This is a genomic window from Deefgea chitinilytica, from assembly GCF_016881405.1.
Classification (GTDB): domain Bacteria; phylum Pseudomonadota; class Gammaproteobacteria; order Burkholderiales; family Chitinibacteraceae; genus Deefgea; species Deefgea chitinilytica.
In genome coordinates this window covers 130361-148115 of the sequence record NZ_WOFE01000001.1, presented here as the reverse complement: position 1 = coordinate 148115, position 17755 = coordinate 130361, and the positions used below count along the sequence as shown (strand labels likewise).

Below are 17755 nucleotides of genomic sequence, written 5' to 3'. Positions count from 1 at the left end.
CCGTTCTAGGTCATCTTCGATATAAAGGCGACCCCAATTTGCTGTAAGACCCAGCACCTATGATTTAGGTTCTTTTTCTGGTGGCGGTATCAATACCTCACTGTAACCGCATTCCTTCTGTGGGCAAACTTTTTCCGTCCCGCGGCGTTTAGTGACTTTAATCGTCATAATTGGCCATTTACACTGCGGGCAAGCCTCGGCAACTGGCGGATTCCACGTGGCATATTTACAATCGGGATAGGTATTGCACGAATAAAATAGCTTGCCGTAGCGGCTCTTGCGTTCAATCAAGCTACCTTTATGGCACTCAGGGCATTCAATTCCCGTGTCTTTCGGTTTTTCTAAAGGCTCGATGTGCTTGCATTTTGGATAAGCTGAGCAGCCAATAAATTTACCGTAACGGCCTAACTTAATATGCAACGGCGATTCGCATTTTGGGCACGTTCGATCTGGCACCACTTCTGGCTCAAGCGGCGCGGCATTTGGATCGTCGCCAATATTGCGGGTGTAATCGCATTCTGGATACGAACTGCAGCTAATAAAGCGGCCACGACGACCCAAACGAATCGACAGCTTATGTTTGCCACATTTCGGGCAATCTTCATCCATCGCTTCATGCGTTGCTTCTGCGCGTGATAAAGCTTGTTTTTCTTCGACTAGCTTATGAAATTTGTTCCAAAACTCTTCTAAGACCGGAATCCATTCACGACTGCCATTGGAAATTTCATCAAGTTTGTCTTCTAGTTTCGCGGTGAAATTGTAATCGACGTACTGCGTAAAGTGTTCGGACAAAAACTTATTCACGACTTCGCCAGTATCCGTTGGCGTGAAGCGTTTTTTATCCAAAATCACGTATTCGCGATCTTTTAACGTGAAAATAATCGACGCATACGTCGATGGGCGACCAATACCGAACTCTTCAAGCGACTTTACCAAACTCGCCTCTGTAAAACGAGGTGGAGGCTGAGTGAAGTGCTGTTCGCCAAAGATTTTTTCCACTGGAAGCACATCGCCCTCAAGCATCACGGGCAGACGTGCTTCATCTTCGTCGTCATCGACATCATCGGCATCTTCTTGGTAGACGGCGATAAAGCCAGGAAATACTAAGGTTTGCCCTGTTGCGCGGAACAGATTCTCTGGGCCACCGACTGCGATATCCACCGCAACCGTATCAAACTTAGCCGGAGTCATTTGGCAAGATAGCGTGCGCTTCCAAATCATTTGATACAACTTGAATTGTTCAGGCGACAAAAACGTTTTAACGGACTCTGGCGTGCGCAGAATCGAGGTAGGTCGAATAGCCTCATGAGCCTCTTGCGCATTTTTAGCTTTATTTTTATAAGCTATCGGGTCTTTCGGTAAATACTCTTTTTCAAAATGCTCGCTGATATAGCCACGAATTTCAGCCAAAGCATCATTCGATAAAGCGACCGAGTCCGTACGCATATAAGTGATCAGACCGACCGTTTCTCCGCCAAGATTAATCCCTTCATACAATTGCTGTGCCGTGCGCATTGCACGATCAGTGGTAAAGCCAAGTTTACGCACTGCTTCTTGCTGCAAGGTCGAGGTCGTAAATGGCGCAGCAGGGCTGCGTGATTTCTTTTTCTTTTCAACCGAGTGAACAACCGCATCTTTGCCCGCTAAACCAGCCAAAATTGCGGTCTGCTCAGTTTCATTTGGAATATCGAATTGATCGAGCTTCTTACCCTGCCAAGTGGTTAACTTGGCTGCGACTTTGCTGCGGCCTTTCTTGGTGTCGAGATGAATCGACCAATATTCTTGCGGATTAAACGCACGGATTTCAATCTCGCGTTCGCAAATCAAACGCAGCGCAGGACTCTGTACGCGCCCTGCTGAGAGACCAGTACGAACCTTGCGCCACAAGAGCGGTGATAGGTTAAAGCCAACCAGATAATCCAAAGCACTACGCGCTTGCTGAGCATTTACCAAGTTGAAATCAATATCACGGGGATTAGCAACTGCATGCAAAACAGCCGTTTCAGTAATTTCGTGAAACACCACCCGTTTGAACGTTTTTTCTGGGTTGAGTAATTTTTTGGCTTTCAAAATTTCCATGATGTGCCAAGAAATTGCCTCACCTTCGCGGTCCGGATCGGAAGCGAGATAAACATGATCAGCAGCTTCAACGGCATCACAGATCGCATCTACGTGCTTTTTATTTTTATCGATCACCTGATACTTCATTTTGAAGTCTTTTTCAGGATCAACTGAGCCCGATTTACGGACTAATCCACGGACGTGACCATAGGAGGCAAGAATTTGAAAGTCTTTGCCTAAATATTTTTGTAGAGTTTTCGCTTTCGAAGGCGACTCAACGATAAGTAGATTGGCCGGCATGGTTCCCCAAGGCAGCAGAGATTCGAAAACTGGAGTGTGTGGTGCAAATAGCTCTTAATGTAAGGCAAAACCTTCACGACCAAACAACAACTCCTCGATCAGTAGATTGGACAAAGCATCACGCTTTTGCCAAATTACCATTAATACAATTAATTTAATCCGCTCCAACACGACCTCACCATCGGGCTCGCGCCAAAGCCGATCCAGCACTAATTCACGCTCACCCGCGCTCAAAACGCGAGTGGCATCTAAAGCATGCAAAAAGAGCGCCGCTTCTTCACTCAAGCGCTCCAACTCAATAGGGTGTAAAGAACGAAAACCCAGCTCTTTACTATCAAGTAACTGATACGGCGCAATATCGATTTGTTTCAGTTCAGACAACCATGTCAAAGCATCATGGATATCTTCACCCTCAAAGCCAGCCAAAGATAACTTTTTGGCGAGCTGAGACATATCTGGCAAGCCATCTGCGTTATAAAACTGCTCAAAAAGGTAAGCAAGGACTTCTAACATAATTTAATTTAAACCCCACCGCCAATGCGTTGATAGCGTCCGCCAGGCAAAGAAGCCAGCTTCCCTTCTAATTCCAAACCCAACAGAATCTCGCACAGCGCGGAATTCGTCAAGCTAGTCCGTTCAATTAATGTTTCTAAATCGATCGGATCCCAACCCAAAATATCTAAAATTGAGGTCTCAGATTCGGTACTCGTCGTTGTATCTTTTACCTGAACGGGTGTCGAAAATAGATCATTGCCAAAACACAGTTCAGCCAAGATATCATCTGCAGACTCAACTAACTTCGCACCATTTTTAATTAGTGAATGACAACCTTTTGCAAGTGGTGAATGGATGGAACCTGGGATAGCAAATACCTCACGCCCAATATCAACCGCTTGTCGCGCGGTGATCAGTGAGCCACTACCAAGAGCAGCCTCGACGACCAAACATCCCAAACCTAAAGCAGCAATAATTCTATTTCGTTGTGGGAAATGACTAGCAATCGGTGGTGAACCAAGAGCAAACTCAGACAAGATCAATCCATTTTGCGCCAACTGATGCGCTAAATCACGATTGCTGGCAGGATAGATTCTATCAATACCTGTACCAATCACCGCAATACTCGACCCAACACCCAACAAACCACCTCGATGCGCTGCCGCATCAACTCCACTGGCTAAACCACTCACGATACATAAGCCGCTATTGGATAAATGCTGTGCAAAAGCTTCAGCATTACAAATCCCCTGCTGTGTGGAATTACGACTACCCACAATACTGAGTGCGGGCTTTTGCAATAATTTCAAGTTTCCTTTGGCATATAAAAGCGTCGGCGGATCTGGCAAAGACAATAATTGTGAGGGATAGGCAGGATGATCTAAGGTGAGTAAGGCGTGATTTTGCCCCGCTAGCCAGTCTTCTATTAATTGACGCTCAGGATAATTTTCTATTTGCGCCATATGAATGATGCCATCGACCAATGCAGGCGAAACTAAGCCCTTTAATTCGGCGCGTGAAGCAGAAAAGATCGCAGCAGGTTCGCCAAAGTGGCGCAATAAAAGCAATTGGCTACGAACTCCCAACCCAGAAACCAGGGAAAGTCGTAGCCAATTTTCAAGATCAGAATCTAACAAATTTATTCCGCCGAAACCACAGCCTCTGCTTTCGCGTCGTCACCCACATTAACTGGCAGGGTGCTGTCTAATACCAATGCGTAAGAGACTTTTGGAAACACTCGGTAAACAAACAAATTGCCACTTTTCAACTTCGGCGTAAATCGAGTTGGTTCAGAATCTACCTCTTTTTTAATTTCGCGAGGTGCTTTGTACGAGAACAACACAGTACCGACATCAACGCCATCAAGTGCGCCGCGATTGAGTACCACTGTAGTCAATGAACCCGCCTCAGCAACACCGCCGTAAGTTGAAATCACTTTGCCAGAGATTTCTTGTGCAGGTAAGTGTGGCACGTAATTAATAAACGGTTTTTCAGGGGCACGGATTAAGCGGTCACCGACGGTAATTTCTTCACGGCTGTTCACGACAACGAGAGTTGAAACATCACCTTCGCGCCGCACGCGGATGTCGCCTAAATAGTTAACTTCAATTCCAATGACTTCGTTTGGATCCTCTGGATTAGTGAGTTGCTTGCCTTTACGGAAGGCCTGCCAAATTTCACCTTCCTGAGCACCAACTAAATCAACCGAGTAAATTTGTTCACCAGGGCCAAACAACAAGCGATTATCAGGACCGGCTGCGATACGTGGTGCGGCAGTAAAGTCTTCCACGCTCATCACTAAGGGTCTAGACAAGAATGGCTCAATCGATTTATGCGGGATGCTAGTGATCGCATCGCTAGACAATGGTGTTTCACGAACTCGCGGACTGAGCTTGCCGTTGCCACCACGACTATCTACTTTTTGATTTTTCAATAATTTCAAGCGTGGCTGACCACTTGAGGTATCTAAAACAATCACATCACCAGGATAAATCCAATGCGGATTTTTGATTTCTTCTTTATTCAGCTGCCAAATCTCTGGCCAACGCCAAGGCTGGCTTAAAAACTTACCTGAAATGCCCCATAAAGTATCACCTTTCACCACAACATAACGGTCAGGCGCATTTTTGGCTAATTTGAGTTCATCAGCCAGCAGCGGTGCAGAGACAAAACCCGCGACGAGAAGCAAAGAGATAATGGATTTACGCATAATAATTTGAGCCCAGTTCTTGCAGATTTTCGAGCCGCAAGCAAAATTCAAAAGAAGTTCATCAAATAGAGGCTTGATTTAGCAACCAAACAACCCATATCCAATATAATATAATCTATAGCTTATCTATTATTAATTCTGCATATAAACTTTTGGTCTAGCAAGCAAACATGGCAATTTTAAACATTCTGCACTATCCCGACGAGCGCTTACACACAATTGCGAAGCCTGTGACGGTTTTTGACACAGTCCTGCAACGCCAAATCGATGACATGGCAGAAACCATGTACGCCGCACCAGGTATTGGCCTGGCAGCAACACAAGTAAATTTTCATCAGCGTTTAATCGTGATCGACATCTCAGAAAACAAAGATGACTTGCTCGTTTTAATCAACCCAGAAATTATAAACGCCGATGGACACACGACCTATGAAGAAGGTTGCTTGTCAGTGCCTGGAATTTATGAAGAGGTTGAACGTGCCGAAACGCTGACTGTGAAAGCCTTAGATCGTCATGGCCAACCATTCACACTTGATGCTGACGGTCTGCTGGCCATCTGCATTCAGCATGAAATTGACCATCTTGATGGCAAAGTGTTTGTGGAAAAACTATCTCGACTTAAACTCAATCGAATTGTGCAAAAATTAAAAAAAAATCAGAAAAAAACCATGTAAAGCGTGCGAAGTGAGGCAACTGGGGTAACCCACAGCAGCACTTCAGCCCCATCCTCCCTTCCAACTCACGCCTCTCTCACATGAAAATTATTTTTGCAGGTACCCCCGATTTTGCAGCAGAAGCACTGAAAACGCTGATCACAGCAGGTCACGAGATTGTCATGGTATTAACGCAGCCAGACCGCCCCAGTGGTCGTGGCATGAAATTGACGCCTTCTGCCGTCAAGCAAGTCGCGCTTGAACACAACTTGCCGATTTACCAGCCAGAGAAATTACGCACTAGCGATCAACAAGCACCATTAATCGGTATTGCTGCAGATGTTATGGTTGTTGCTGCCTACGGCCTAATACTACCTCAAATCATTTTGGATTTACCGCGCTTTGGCTGCTTGAATATCCATGCGTCCCTATTGCCACGCTGGCGTGGTGCGGCGCCGATTCAACGGGCGATTTTGGCAGGTGACCCAGCGACAGGGATCACAATTATGCAAATGGACGCCGGGCTAGATACCGGTGACATGCTCTCAATTCATACCACGCCAATTACCTTGGACGATAATGCACAAACATTGCACGACAAATTAGCCGTGCAAGGGGCGCAAGCAATTGTGCACGCACTGGCTCATTTGAGCGATTTACCACGACAAGTTCAACCAACAGAAGGCGTAACTTACGCCGCCAAACTCAGTAAAGAAGAAGCAATGATTGATTGGTCACAGTCCGCCAAACAACTTGATTTAAAAATCCGCGCTTTCAATCCTTTCCCGAGCGCGCAATCAGTACTGAATGGCAATATGATAAAAATCTGGCGCGCCAACCCAGTTGAAAATCACGGCACAGCAGGCACTATTATTGCCATTGATAAAGACGCCATCACCGTGGCTTGCGGCAGTGGCGCATTACGAATTACCGAGCTACAAAAATCAGGGGGCAAACGCCTGAGCACAGCAGCATTTTTGGCAGGCTCGCCACTTGAAGTCGGGATGCAATTTGATATCGCATAGTCTGATTGGCAATCAAACTAGGAGACAGCAACATGGATAATTGGTTTAAAACCACGCTATTTATGGCCGCTATTTTGGCCTTGTTTATGATGATGGGCGGCATGATTGGTGGTCAAAGCGGGATGTTGATGGCTTTAATTATCGGTGGCGGGATGAATATCTTCGCCTACTGGAACTCCGACAAAATGGTGCTCAAGATGTATAACGCGCAACAAGTTGATGCGCGTACCGCACCCGAACTCTACGGCATGGTCGAAGAACTGGCGCGTAATGCAGGCTTGCCGATGCCCAAAGTCTATGTCATTGATGAAGACCAACCCAATGCCTTTGCCACTGGACGCAACCCAGAACATGCAGCGGTGGCCGCGACAACCGGTATTATGCGCGTTTTGTCTTACCGTGAATTGCGCGGCGTGATGGCGCATGAACTAGCCCACGTGCAACACCGAGATATTTTAATTTCGACGATTTCCGCAACAATGGCCGGTGCGATCTCGGCCTTAGCTAATTTTGCGATGTTTTTCGGCGGTCGTGATAGCAACGCCAATCCAATAGCCAGAATCGCACTTGCGCTATTGGCTCCGCTGGCGGCCAGTGTCATACAAATGGCGATTTCTCGCTCGCGTGAATTTGAAGCGGATGCGGGCGGCGCTCGGATCTCTGGCGACCCACAGGCACTGGCTGATGCCTTGTTAAAAATCGAAGCTTATGCGCGCGGCATTCCACTCCACACCGCCGAAACACATCCAGCCACCGCGCAGATGATGATCATTAACCCCTTACACGGTGGTGGCTTACAAGATTTATTTCGCACCCACCCCCGTACCGAAGAACGCGTAGCGCGTCTTAGAAACATGAGCATGGTTCGGCGATAATATTCGCAGGTATTTAGCTCAAAGCCATATAAATCAAAATCTACACACCAATACCTAGTAGCCCGACTTTTAGTCGGGCTCATTATTTGGAAATAATGACCTATGTTTTTAACGCAAAAATTAGCCGGTCAAACCGTGACACACGTTTTAGCAGGCCAAAATCTCACCGAAGCACTCAATGCGGTTTGGCGCAGCAATCCAGCACTTGAATCCGGCCAACGCGGTGCAATTCAGGATATTAGCTATGGCACTTTGCGCCAACTTGGGCTAATAGAGGCCATTCTGAAACAATTGCTGCGTAGCCCTTTGCATGAACCAGAACTGAAATCACTATTACTGATTAGCCTGTATCAACTGCAATTTTCTCGCACCGCGCCGCACACCATCGTTGACCATGCAGTCAAAGTCGCAGCGCAAACCGGTAGTGGCTTTGGTAAAGGCTTGGTAAATGGCGTATTGCGTAGCTTTCTGCGCGGTAAAGACGAGTTAGTTCGTCGCGCCAAAACCACTGAAATGGGGCAATACTCGCATCCAGCTTGGTGGATAAAAACGATGAAATCGGCGTATCCAGAGCAGTGGCAAAGCATTCTGGAGGCCAATAACCAACATCCACCGATGACCTTGCGCATCAATCCAGAGCACACCAACGTTGCGGCCTATCTGAACTTGCTCGATGAGGCCAATATCGCGGCAAAAGCACTCGATGATTTTGCAATTTGTATCAATCGCCCGACAAGTGTTGATTTTTTACCACACTTTTTCGACGGATGGGTATCAGTACAAGATTGGGGTGCACAAGCCGCGGCAAAGTTACTAGACGTGAAAGATGGCATGACGGTTTTGGATGCTTGTGCGGCCCCCGGCGGCAAAACAGGGCATATTTTAGAGTTAGCTAATGTACATTTAACGGCGCTGGATAACGATGCCAGCCGCCTAAAACGAGTCGAAGATAATCTAAAACGTCTAAATAAATCAGCCACCTTGCTAGTCGGTGACGCTGCCACACCAAGTGCTTGGTGGAATGGGCAACAATATGACCGTATCTTAGCTGACGTCCCTTGCTCGGCAACAGGGGTAACGCGACGCCATCCTGACATTAAATGGCTACGTCGCAATGAAGACATGGCCAAATTTGCTCAGCAACAAGCCAAAATAATGGATGCACTCTGGGCACTCGTAGCGCCAAAAGGCAAACTGCTGTACGCTACATGCTCAGTTTTTCCTATAGAAAATGCGGCTTCAGCCGAGGCATTTGCCGAGCGGCATCCAGATGCACAGCGCCTGGACTTACCATCGCAAGCATTACCTCATGGCCAATCTATAGGTGGTCAGCTTTTACCCACTGCGGAACATGATGGTTTTTATTACGCGCTTTTTTCAAAAACGTGATTGGCAATATTTTATTGCCACATTGCTGCTGCTGTGCACCGTTTATGTGCATGCCGGCAGCATCAAAACCTTAAAATCCGAAGTCGAATTTAACAACAATCGCATTGAACTTTCCGCCCGCTACGCTGTTGTACTGTCACCTGAAATTGAATCAGCATTAAAAAACGGTCTTTCACTACCATTTACTTATGACTTTAAACTAACCAGACCTTTGCTCTATTCATGGTATCGCAGTATGGCCGATGGTTTTACGCCGAATGCCAGCATTACCTACCGCTTAAGTTATCAACCACTCACACGCCAATATCGACTCAACACCAATGGTTTAAGTCGTAATTTTAATACTGCAGAAGAAGCACTACTGGCTTTATCGATTTTAAGAAACTGGTCGGTACTAGAAGGAAGCGAGATTTCTGCTGATGATTTTGCTGGCAAAATTCGGTTTCGCTTAGATCACACCCAACTTCCTAAGTCTTATCAACTCACCGCTTTAGGTGATGAAAAATGGCTGTTGGATTCCGGCTGGCAAGAGCTACAACGCGGCGCTAATAATGAGGCCGCCCAATGAAAAAGCTACTGGTTTTCCTGGGCATTTTAGGCACTATCCTGCTGTTTTTGTTGGCCTCAGCGTCGGGTAACGCATCAACGCTATCTGAGTATTACAAACTCATTCTAACCCTCAATGGCGTATTGCTATTGGCACTTGCCGCATTGGTCGGCTCTCGACTCACTCAATTATTAAAACGCGTTAAAAATAAAGTCTTTGGTTCTCGCCTAACCATCCGCATGGTGTTGATGTTCTCTTTGGTTGCCATTTTACCGGGTGCCTTGGTTTACACTCTTTCGGTACAGTTCTTAAATCGCTCGATCGAAACGTGGTTTGACGTCCGTGTTGATAATGCACTTGAGCGTGGTTTGAACCTAGGCCGCAATGCCATCGACTATCAACTGTATGATCTGCAACGCAAAGCGAATGTGATTGCTTGGGATATTCACGATAACAGCATGAGTTTGCTCTTAGAGCGTCTCTCGAAACTGCGTGAACAAACCGGCGTGCAAGAAATCACACTGTTTGATAAAAACAGCCAAGTTCACGCCCATATCGGTAATGAGTACGCTGGCTTAGTCCCCAATCTACCCGACCGGAAAATCATTACTGAAGCCGAACGCAGTAACTACAAAGGCATAGAAAGTGATGCCAATCATGGTCTGATCATGCGGGTCATTGTGCAACTGCCGGGCAGCGAGTTATCAAACCGGGTCAAGTTGCTGCAACTGATTCAGCCAGTACCGAAACAACTGGCACAAGATGCTGAACTGGTTGAACAGGTTCGCAGCGAATACAAACAGCTGTCTCAATCGCGATCCGGTTTAAAACTCATTTTTAGTCTGACACTGACTATGGCATTAACGATGGCGCTACTGGGTGCCTTAGCATTGGCAATTTATCTGTCGGACAAACTCGCTGCGCCGCTATCAGTGTTGGCCGCAGGGACGCGCGCCGTAGCACAGGGTGACTTTACCCAACAACATCCAGTAATCAGCCGCGATGAGCTCGGCATTTTGACCCATTCATTTAACCGAATGACTCGACAACTGTCCGATGCCCGCGATACCTTGGAAAAAAATCAAGCCGAACAAGCGGAAGCGAAAGCGTATGTCGAAGCGATTTTAGGTTCACTCTCGGCCGGGGTGTTATCGCTCGATGAAGATTGGCACTTACAATCGGCCAATCACAGCGCATTACGTATTTTAGGACTAGATCCAAGCCGGATTGGCAATCTGCCGCTATCGCAGTGGAATGAAGCCTACCCTAGCCTCACTGCATTTTTTGCGCACACGATTCACGGCTTCTTATCCGATGATGAAATATGGCAACGGCAAATCGAACTCGATACAGAAAAACGAGTGCTATTGGTGCGCGGCACTCGATTGACGCAAAAAATTGATGGGGCTGAAGATTTACACGGCTATGTGATGGTATTTGATGACATCACTGAGCTACTCTCTGCTCAACGTGATGCTGCTTGGGGCGAAGTAGCGCGCCGTCTGGCGCATGAGATTAAAAATCCGCTCACGCCGATCCAACTCTCAGCAGAACGTATGGAAATGAAGCTGCTTGATAAGCTTGATGAATCCGGCGCTGAGTTTTTAAAACGCAATACCCAAACCATCGTCAAGCAAGTGGCTGCACTGAAGCAGATGGTCGATGCATTCCGCGATTACGCCAGAAAGCCATCGGGCAAGAAGCGGCCGCTGGATCTGATGCAATTATTAAAAGAAATTCTCGTGCTTTACGAGGCTGCGCCGATTGTGTGCGATTTCAAAGAACACGGATCATTGATGGTCAATGGTGATCCAACTCATTTGCGGCAAGTGATTCATAACTTGCTGCAAAATGCCCAAGATGCAATTGCCGATGCTCAAGAGCAAAGGATTTGCCTTTTGGTAGAAAAAGACGAAAAATGGGCGCGTCTTTATATTGAAGATAGCGGCAAAGGCTTTCCCGCTGAGCTCCTGCCCCGTGTTTTTGAGCCTTATGTCACCTCCAAGGCCAAAGGAACGGGATTGGGTTTAGCGATCGTGAAAAAGATCATCGAAGAACATCACGGACGCGTTCAGGTGGGCAATGCCACCGGTGCTTACGTTAGGATCGAGCTGCCGCTCTGGGAGGAAACAACAAGTGGCTAATCAAGAGATTTTAATCGTCGACGACGAAATCGGCATCCGCGAGCTTTTATCTGAAATCTTGCTGGATGAAGGGTATAGCGTTGCACTCGCTGAAAATGCAGAAGCTGCACGCCAATACCGCAACCAAGGCGAGCCCCGCCTCGTGTTATTAGATATTTGGATGCCAGATACTGATGGCGTGACACTGCTCAAGGAATGGGCAAGAAATGGTCAGCTAACAATGCCAGTGGTTATGATGTCTGGTCATGCGACGGTCGATACCGCTGTCGAAGCAACTCGTATCGGTGCACTAGACTTCCTCGAAAAACCAATTGGTTTACAAAAACTATTGGCCACCGTCAAACGCGCTTTTTCCCAGCCAGCCAATGCGGTAAAGCCAGCACAGGGTTTGCAGAGCCTCGGCAATAGCACAGCGATTAACGCGCTGCGTGAGGCGCTTGACCAGGTTTCAAGCCAAACCCTGCCCATCACCCTCACCGGCGAACCAGGATCCGGTTTTGAAACATGCGCGCGGCATTTAACTCGGCCCAATACACCGTTCATTTCGCCAAGCTCAAATGAAGAACTGGCGTTGCCGCCGCAAGATATTCTCAATCGCGCCACTGGTGGTACGATTTTTGTCCGCGATATCGCTTGGCTCGATCGGAAAGCGCAAGCTGGCTTGCTCAATCTGCTGCCCAAGCTGGAAAAATATAAAATCCGCTTGGTGACGGCCTCCAGCCGCCCACTCGACCAATTGATCAGCCAGTGCGAACCTGAGCTGGTGCGCCAGCTCACACAAGTAATTATTGCGGTTCCTCCGCTACGCCAGCACGCAGAAGATATCGCGGCACTGGCAGAAACCTTGCTCGCACAGACGGTTAGCAGCAATAAATTAGGACCGCGCCGTTTTTCTAAATCCGCGCTGCAATTGCTCAGCCAGCAAGAATGGCCCGGCAATATTGATCAGCTGGCCAATGTAGTCAAAAGTTTGGCCATCACCGGCCGCGATGGTGATATTGACATCTTGCCAGTGAGCCGCCTACTGACACAGCTATCGCCTAATTCACAAGAAGCTACCCTTGGCGTAGCACCACAAGCGATGCCTTTGCCGCAAATCGATCTGGATTTGCCACTTCGCGAAGCAAGAGATCAATTTGAGCGTTTTTACTTAGAGCGACAAATTGAGCTTTCCAATGGCAATATGAGCCGTGTCGCCGAGCGCATCGGTCTAGAGCGTACGCACCTCTATCGCAAACTGAAGCAGCTCGGAATACAAATGCCACGCAAACAGCGTGCGTCCGAAGAGCAATAAGCGATTGGAGTGCGTAAAATTTAAATCGGCTATCACGTATAGCCGATTTTTTATTCGTTGCAAAAATTACTGAGAGGTTTATCTTGGCCAATATTTTAATTTTAGGTGCGGGTCGGGTTGGCTCTTCAGTTGCCGAACAGCTCGTGCATGAGCGGTACAACGTTACCATCGTCGATAACGATGCCAATTTACTCAAACCGCTCGCCGATCGTTTAGACCTACGCACCTTAGTTGGCTCAGCCAGCAACCCCAAAACACTCATCGCCGCAGGAGTTAGAGACACCGATCTACTACTTGCGGTGACCCCATTTGATGAACTCAATATCGCCGCCTGCAAAATTGCGCATGATTTATTCAATGTACCAACACGGTTAGCGCGGATTCGTGATCAAGATATTCTGGAGTACCCAAGCCTATTCACCGAAGGTGGCTTTGCCGTCAATCACATCATCACTCCCGCGCAAATTGTGACTGATTATTTGGTCAGTCTGATTGAAATTCCAGAAGCGCTGCAAGTTCTTGAATTCGCGGCCGGCAAGGCCAAAATGATTGCGGTTCGCGTCGAAGCTGGCGCGCATATGGATGGTAAAGATTTGGCAACACTCGCTCTTTACCTCGATAAAATTGAATGCCGAGTCGTATCAATTTATCGCAAAAATAAACGTATTCGCCCTGATGGTCTCGTCGAATTGCAAGTCGGCGATGAAGTATTTTTCCTAGCGGCCTCCGAACACATTCAACGGGTCATCAACGAATTTTGCAGCCACGAAAAGCCCGTCAAACGCATTACCATTTGTGGCGGAGGCAATGTGGGTTATCGTCTTGCCAAACAAATCGAAAAACGCTTTCAAACTAAATTAATCGAAAATAATAAAGCACGAGCCAACTGGCTGGCAGAACATTTGCCCAACACACTGGTCTTGCACGGCGAAGCCACTGACGAAGACCTTCTCGAGAACGAGCAAATTGACCGCTGCGATTTAATGCTAGCGCTCACTTCGGACGACGAAGACAACATTATGTCTTCACTATTAGCCAAACAAATGGGCGCGCGACGCGTGGTATCGATTATTAATCGTTCCCGCTATGTCGATTTATTACAGGGTGGCAAAATTGATGTCGCCTTGTCGCCCGCACAAGTCACGATTGGAGCCTTGCTAGCCCATGTGCGCCAAGGCGACATCGTCGCGGTGCACAGTTTACGCCGTGGCGAAGCTGAAGCGATTGAATTAATTGCGCATGGCACGCGAGATACGTCGAAAGTGGTCGGACGGCAGCTCGATGAGATTAAACTACCACAGGGTGCGGATTTGGCAGCGATCGTTCGCGGTGATCAAGTGATGATGGCGCATCATGACACGGTGATTCAAAGTGATGACCACGTGATTGTCTTTATCGACAATAAAAGCCATATTCGCGATGTTGAAAAATTATTTGCCGTATCGGTGGGATTTTTCTAAATGCAACTCACGCAAAAACTTCTCCCCACTGTCAATGTCGTCGCACGCGTTTCGATGCTGTTTTCGCTCAGCATTATCGTGCCAATTATCGTGGCGTGGTGGAACAATGACGCAGGGCTATGGCCGTTTATCGATGCCTTGATTGGACTGCAGATTTTTAGTGCAGCGCTCTGGCTACTCACCCGTAATTACCGCCGCGAATTACTACCGCGCGATGGTTTTATTTTAGTAGTGGGCTTATGGACGGCATTACCCGCCGTCGCGGCGGTGCCGTTGATGCTGTATGACCCGACGATGTCGTTCACCAATGCGTATTTTGAAACGATGTCGGCGCTGTCGACCACCGGCGCAACGGTGATGACAGGGCTGGATCATCTGCCTGCCTCGATCAATCTGTGGCGGCACCTACTGAATTGGCTAGGGGGTATGGGTATCATTGTCTTGGCTGTTGCTATCTTCCCGCTATTAGGTGTAGGGGGTATGCAGTTATTCAAAGCGGAAACACCAGGTCCAATCAAAGACAGCAAACTCACACCACGGATTCATGAAACGGCGCGCAATTTATGGCTGATTTACGCAGGCCTCACCGCAATATGTACTTTATTGCTGCGCTGGGTCGGTGAAATGTCTTGGCTCGACGCAGTTTGTCACGCCTTTGCCGCGATGTGCCTGGGCGGTTTTTCAACGCATGATGCCAGCGTAGGATTTTTTAATTCGCCATTAATTGAAGTAATTTTAATGATCTTTATGCTACTGGCCGCGACCAATTTTGCGACGCATTACTTCGCATTATCCGGACGTAAGCTGTCAGTCTATTGGCGTGACACCGAATTCAAAGCAATGCTGCTGCTGATTGTAAGTAGTACCATTGGTCTTAGTTTTTTCTTGCTCTGGCAAAAAACCTATCCTGACTTTTTGACCTCGCTCCGTCACGTCTCATTTAATCTGATTTCAATTGCGACTGACTGTGGTTTTGCCAGCGTCGATTTTGGGCAATGGCCGATTTTTGCGCCCTTGGTCATGCTATTGCTCTCATGTATTACTGCCTGTGCCGGCTCGACTGGCGGCGGGATTAAGATGATTCGCACCATTATTCAAACGCGTGAAGTGGGACGACAAATGTCACTGTTATTGCACCCCCAAGGGATTCATCCCTTGCGCGTGAATGGACAAATCATTCCTGCTCCCATTTTAGCCTCGGTGATGGGATTCATCTTTTTATACTTCAGCAGCATCGTTGTCCTCACTTTTACTTTATTAGTATCAGGGATGGATTTCATTTCTAGCTTTAGCGCGATTATTGCCTGCATTAATAATGCAGGTCCTGGCTTAGGTGAAGTCGGCCCAGCAAGCAATTACAGCGGTTTAACTGATTTTCAAACTTGGGTTTGTAGTTTTACGATGCTATTAGGGCGCTTGGAGATCTTCTCAGTACTAATTTTATTTACAACGGCATTTTGGCGAAACTAAGTTAACGCTGTACTTGAGAACTGCCAACTTCCCCAATGTAAGCTGCAAGCGCTTCCGCTTAAAATCCGGTCATGGAAACTTTCATTACCGGATTTTTACTTTCGCTCTCACTTTGCCTAGATATTGGCATGGTCAATGTAGCCATGATTGATGTCACTATGAAACATGGTCGTCGAGCAGGATTTTTACTCGGCTTTGGCTCTTGCTTTGGCGACCTGATCTACGCTGTACTTGCGCTGCTGGGCATGCGCTACCTGCTGCAATTTCCCAGTGTGCAATGGATTACTTGGCTCGGCGGTGGTAGCCTATTAGTTTGGCTAGCGTGGAAAATGGCGCGTGAAGCATGGCAAGACGCGCAACGTGCAGAATCAACGCATCCCCCTTTGCCTGCCAAGCATCATTTATTTGGCCGCGGCCTCATTTTAGCGATGGCATCGCCAACGTCGATTCTATGGTTTGCCGCTGTCGGTGGCTCACTGATCGCACAAGCAACAGATGGCTCATGGCTCAGCACCAGCGAATTTCTAATCGGATTTTTTGCTGGCGGTCTGGCTTGGACTCTCAGTATTGTTTGCGCCAGCCATCAAGGGGGCAAGACGATGGGCAATCGTTTTAAACAAGCCTGCCATGTAGTTTCGGCGCTGCTCTACCTTTACTTTGCAGGCTTGGTGCTCAGTAATGGTTATCACGCGCTTTGGGTGAAAACGGCAGTATAAAAAAACCGCCTCTTTAGGCGGTTTTTTGACTAATGCAATTTATTCTGCAATCTCTGTTTTACCACGTCCGCCCTGCTTGGCGCGATATAGTGCTTCATCTGCACGCAGCAATAAAGCTCGACCATTTTCATCGTCTTTAAGCTGAGCAATCCCAGCAGAGAAACGTACCTCAATCCGCTGATTGTGATGAATAAATGGCGTACGGCCAGCAACGAGTTTGAGCCGATCAATCACATAACTCGCGCCACGCACATCAGTATCAACCAGCAATAGCAAAAATTCCTCACCACCGTAGCGAACCAGAATATCGCTTTCACGCAATACCGCCTTGGTCAAATTGGTCATGTGAATCAAGACTTGATCACCCACCAAATGCGTAAATTTATCGTTAATCTGCTTAAAGTCGTCAAGGTCAATAATGGCGGCGGTTAAACGACCATCGATACGCTGCGCGCGTTTGACTTCACGCATTAATAAATGATCCAAGCCTTGACGATTGAGCGCGCCCGTCAGCGCATCTTGTTCGAGCACTTTACGGTTAAAGGCAAGGTCTTCTTCAATATGGCGAATTGAATCACGAATCGTTTGCAAATCGCTGTGCGAGGTCGTGACGGTAGAATGCACATTATGCGTGGTGCTAATCACCACATTGAGCATGTCTTCAAGTGAAGCATGTGTCTCTTCTGGGCTGACACTCTTTTCTGCATGCGCTTGCCGAACTTGCTGTAAATCACCAAGTTTCTGCTCGAAAACCGAACTTGAGCTTGCCAAGTTGTCTAATAAACTGGAAGTCAACTCTGCCGTATCCGAGACCGCATCGTCCAGCTTGTACAAAACTTGCCACGCCAATTGCATCTCGGTGGCGGTTTTGGTTTCTGGCGCTTTGATGGTCAGAATCGCATTATAAAACTGGGTGTAATTGTCAGGTGTCGGTGGTAAACCACGTTCAGTAAGCCGCTTCAGCGCAATACGGGCAATTTCCACCGGATTCACAGGGGTGGACATAGTCATGGAATTCAAGCCTAATTGTTAGTTATACTATTTGGCTCAATTGTAAGGACATGCGAATATTTCGCAAGTCACTTGGTCAAATAAGCAGTAAATTTAATAATTATTG

Annotated in this window: 15 protein-coding genes; 10 read left to right on the top strand and 5 right to left on the bottom strand. The window is 47.5% G+C overall.

What is annotated here, in order from left to right; translation table 11 throughout:
- Window positions 1-57 precede the first annotated feature (57 nt).
- From topA to GM173_RS00690, 4 genes are read right to left on the bottom strand one after another with little or no spacing between them, the layout of a single operon-like run.
- Complete coding sequence (gene topA / locus GM173_RS00705; RefSeq protein WP_203569418.1) at window positions 58-2361, bottom strand: type I DNA topoisomerase; 2304 nt, start codon at window positions 2359-2361, stop codon at window positions 58-60.
- Between the two features lie 54 nt (window positions 2362-2415).
- Window positions 2416-2874, bottom strand: coding sequence for a DUF494 family protein (locus GM173_RS00700; RefSeq protein WP_203569417.1), 459 nt, complete (start codon window positions 2872-2874; stop codon window positions 2416-2418).
- Between the two features lie 8 nt (window positions 2875-2882).
- Window positions 2883-3992 carry a DNA-processing protein DprA gene (gene dprA / locus GM173_RS00695; protein WP_203569416.1) on the bottom strand — a complete coding sequence of 370 codons (1110 nt, stop codon included), beginning with the start codon at window positions 3990-3992 and terminating at the stop codon, window positions 2883-2885.
- A gap of 2 nt (window positions 3993-3994) precedes the next feature.
- The gene (locus GM173_RS00690) at window positions 3995-5065 is read right to left on the bottom strand and encodes a LysM peptidoglycan-binding domain-containing protein (RefSeq protein WP_203569415.1); all 1071 of its coding nucleotides are present in this window, start codon (window positions 5063-5065) and stop codon (window positions 3995-3997) included.
- A gap of 170 nt (window positions 5066-5235) precedes the next feature.
- On the opposite strand from GM173_RS00690, the gene def reads away from it, so the two are divergent.
- The 10 genes from def (at window position 5236) to GM173_RS00640 (ending at window position 16638) form a co-directional block, all read left to right on the top strand.
- The gene (gene def / locus GM173_RS00685) at window positions 5236-5739 is read left to right on the top strand and encodes a peptide deformylase (RefSeq protein ID WP_203569414.1); all 504 of its coding nucleotides are present in this window, start codon (window positions 5236-5238) and stop codon (window positions 5737-5739) included.
- A gap of 80 nt (window positions 5740-5819) precedes the next feature.
- A complete protein-coding gene (fmt, locus tag GM173_RS00680; RefSeq protein ID WP_203569413.1) occupies window positions 5820-6743 on the top strand; it encodes a methionyl-tRNA formyltransferase in 924 nt (307 codons plus the stop codon).
- 32 nt (window positions 6744-6775) lie between these two features.
- Window positions 6776-7618: a zinc metalloprotease HtpX gene (gene htpX / locus GM173_RS00675; protein WP_203569412.1), complete on the top strand. Its 843-nt coding sequence runs from the start codon at window positions 6776-6778 to the stop codon at window positions 7616-7618.
- Window positions 7619-7720: 102 nt separating this feature from the next.
- Window positions 7721-9007: a 16S rRNA (cytosine(967)-C(5))-methyltransferase RsmB gene (rsmB, locus tag GM173_RS00670; protein ID WP_203569411.1), complete on the top strand. Its 1287-nt coding sequence runs from the start codon at window positions 7721-7723 to the stop codon at window positions 9005-9007.
- Complete coding sequence (locus GM173_RS00665; RefSeq protein WP_203569410.1) at window positions 8973-9575, top strand: DUF4390 domain-containing protein; 603 nt, start codon at window positions 8973-8975, stop codon at window positions 9573-9575. The genes rsmB and GM173_RS00665 overlap by 35 nt, the downstream gene beginning before the upstream one ends.
- Complete coding sequence (locus GM173_RS00660; RefSeq protein ID WP_203569409.1) at window positions 9572-11698, top strand: sensor histidine kinase; 2127 nt, start codon at window positions 9572-9574, stop codon at window positions 11696-11698. The genes GM173_RS00665 and GM173_RS00660 overlap by 4 nt, the downstream gene beginning before the upstream one ends.
- Window positions 11691-12992: a sigma-54-dependent transcriptional regulator gene (locus tag GM173_RS16150; RefSeq protein WP_308439562.1), complete on the top strand. Its 1302-nt coding sequence runs from the start codon at window positions 11691-11693 to the stop codon at window positions 12990-12992. Before GM173_RS00660 ends, GM173_RS16150 begins: the two co-directional genes overlap by 8 nt.
- 83 nt (window positions 12993-13075) lie before the next feature.
- Window positions 13076-14452 carry a Trk system potassium transporter TrkA gene (trkA, locus tag GM173_RS00650; protein WP_203569407.1) on the top strand — a complete coding sequence of 459 codons (1377 nt, stop codon included), beginning with the start codon at window positions 13076-13078 and terminating at the stop codon, window positions 14450-14452.
- The gene (locus tag GM173_RS00645; RefSeq protein ID WP_203569406.1) at window positions 14453-15922 is read left to right on the top strand and encodes a TrkH family potassium uptake protein; all 1470 of its coding nucleotides are present in this window, start codon (window positions 14453-14455) and stop codon (window positions 15920-15922) included.
- Between the two features lie 71 nt (window positions 15923-15993).
- A complete protein-coding gene (locus GM173_RS00640; RefSeq protein ID WP_203569405.1) occupies window positions 15994-16638 on the top strand; it encodes a LysE family translocator in 645 nt (214 codons plus the stop codon).
- A 39-nt stretch (window positions 16639-16677) separates the two neighbouring features.
- On the opposite strand, the gene GM173_RS00635 is transcribed toward GM173_RS00640, so the two are convergent.
- Window positions 16678-17649, bottom strand: a complete 972-nt coding sequence (locus tag GM173_RS00635) for a GGDEF domain-containing protein (RefSeq protein ID WP_203569404.1) — start codon at window positions 17647-17649, stop codon at window positions 16678-16680.
- Between the last annotated feature and the right edge of the window lie 106 nt (window positions 17650-17755).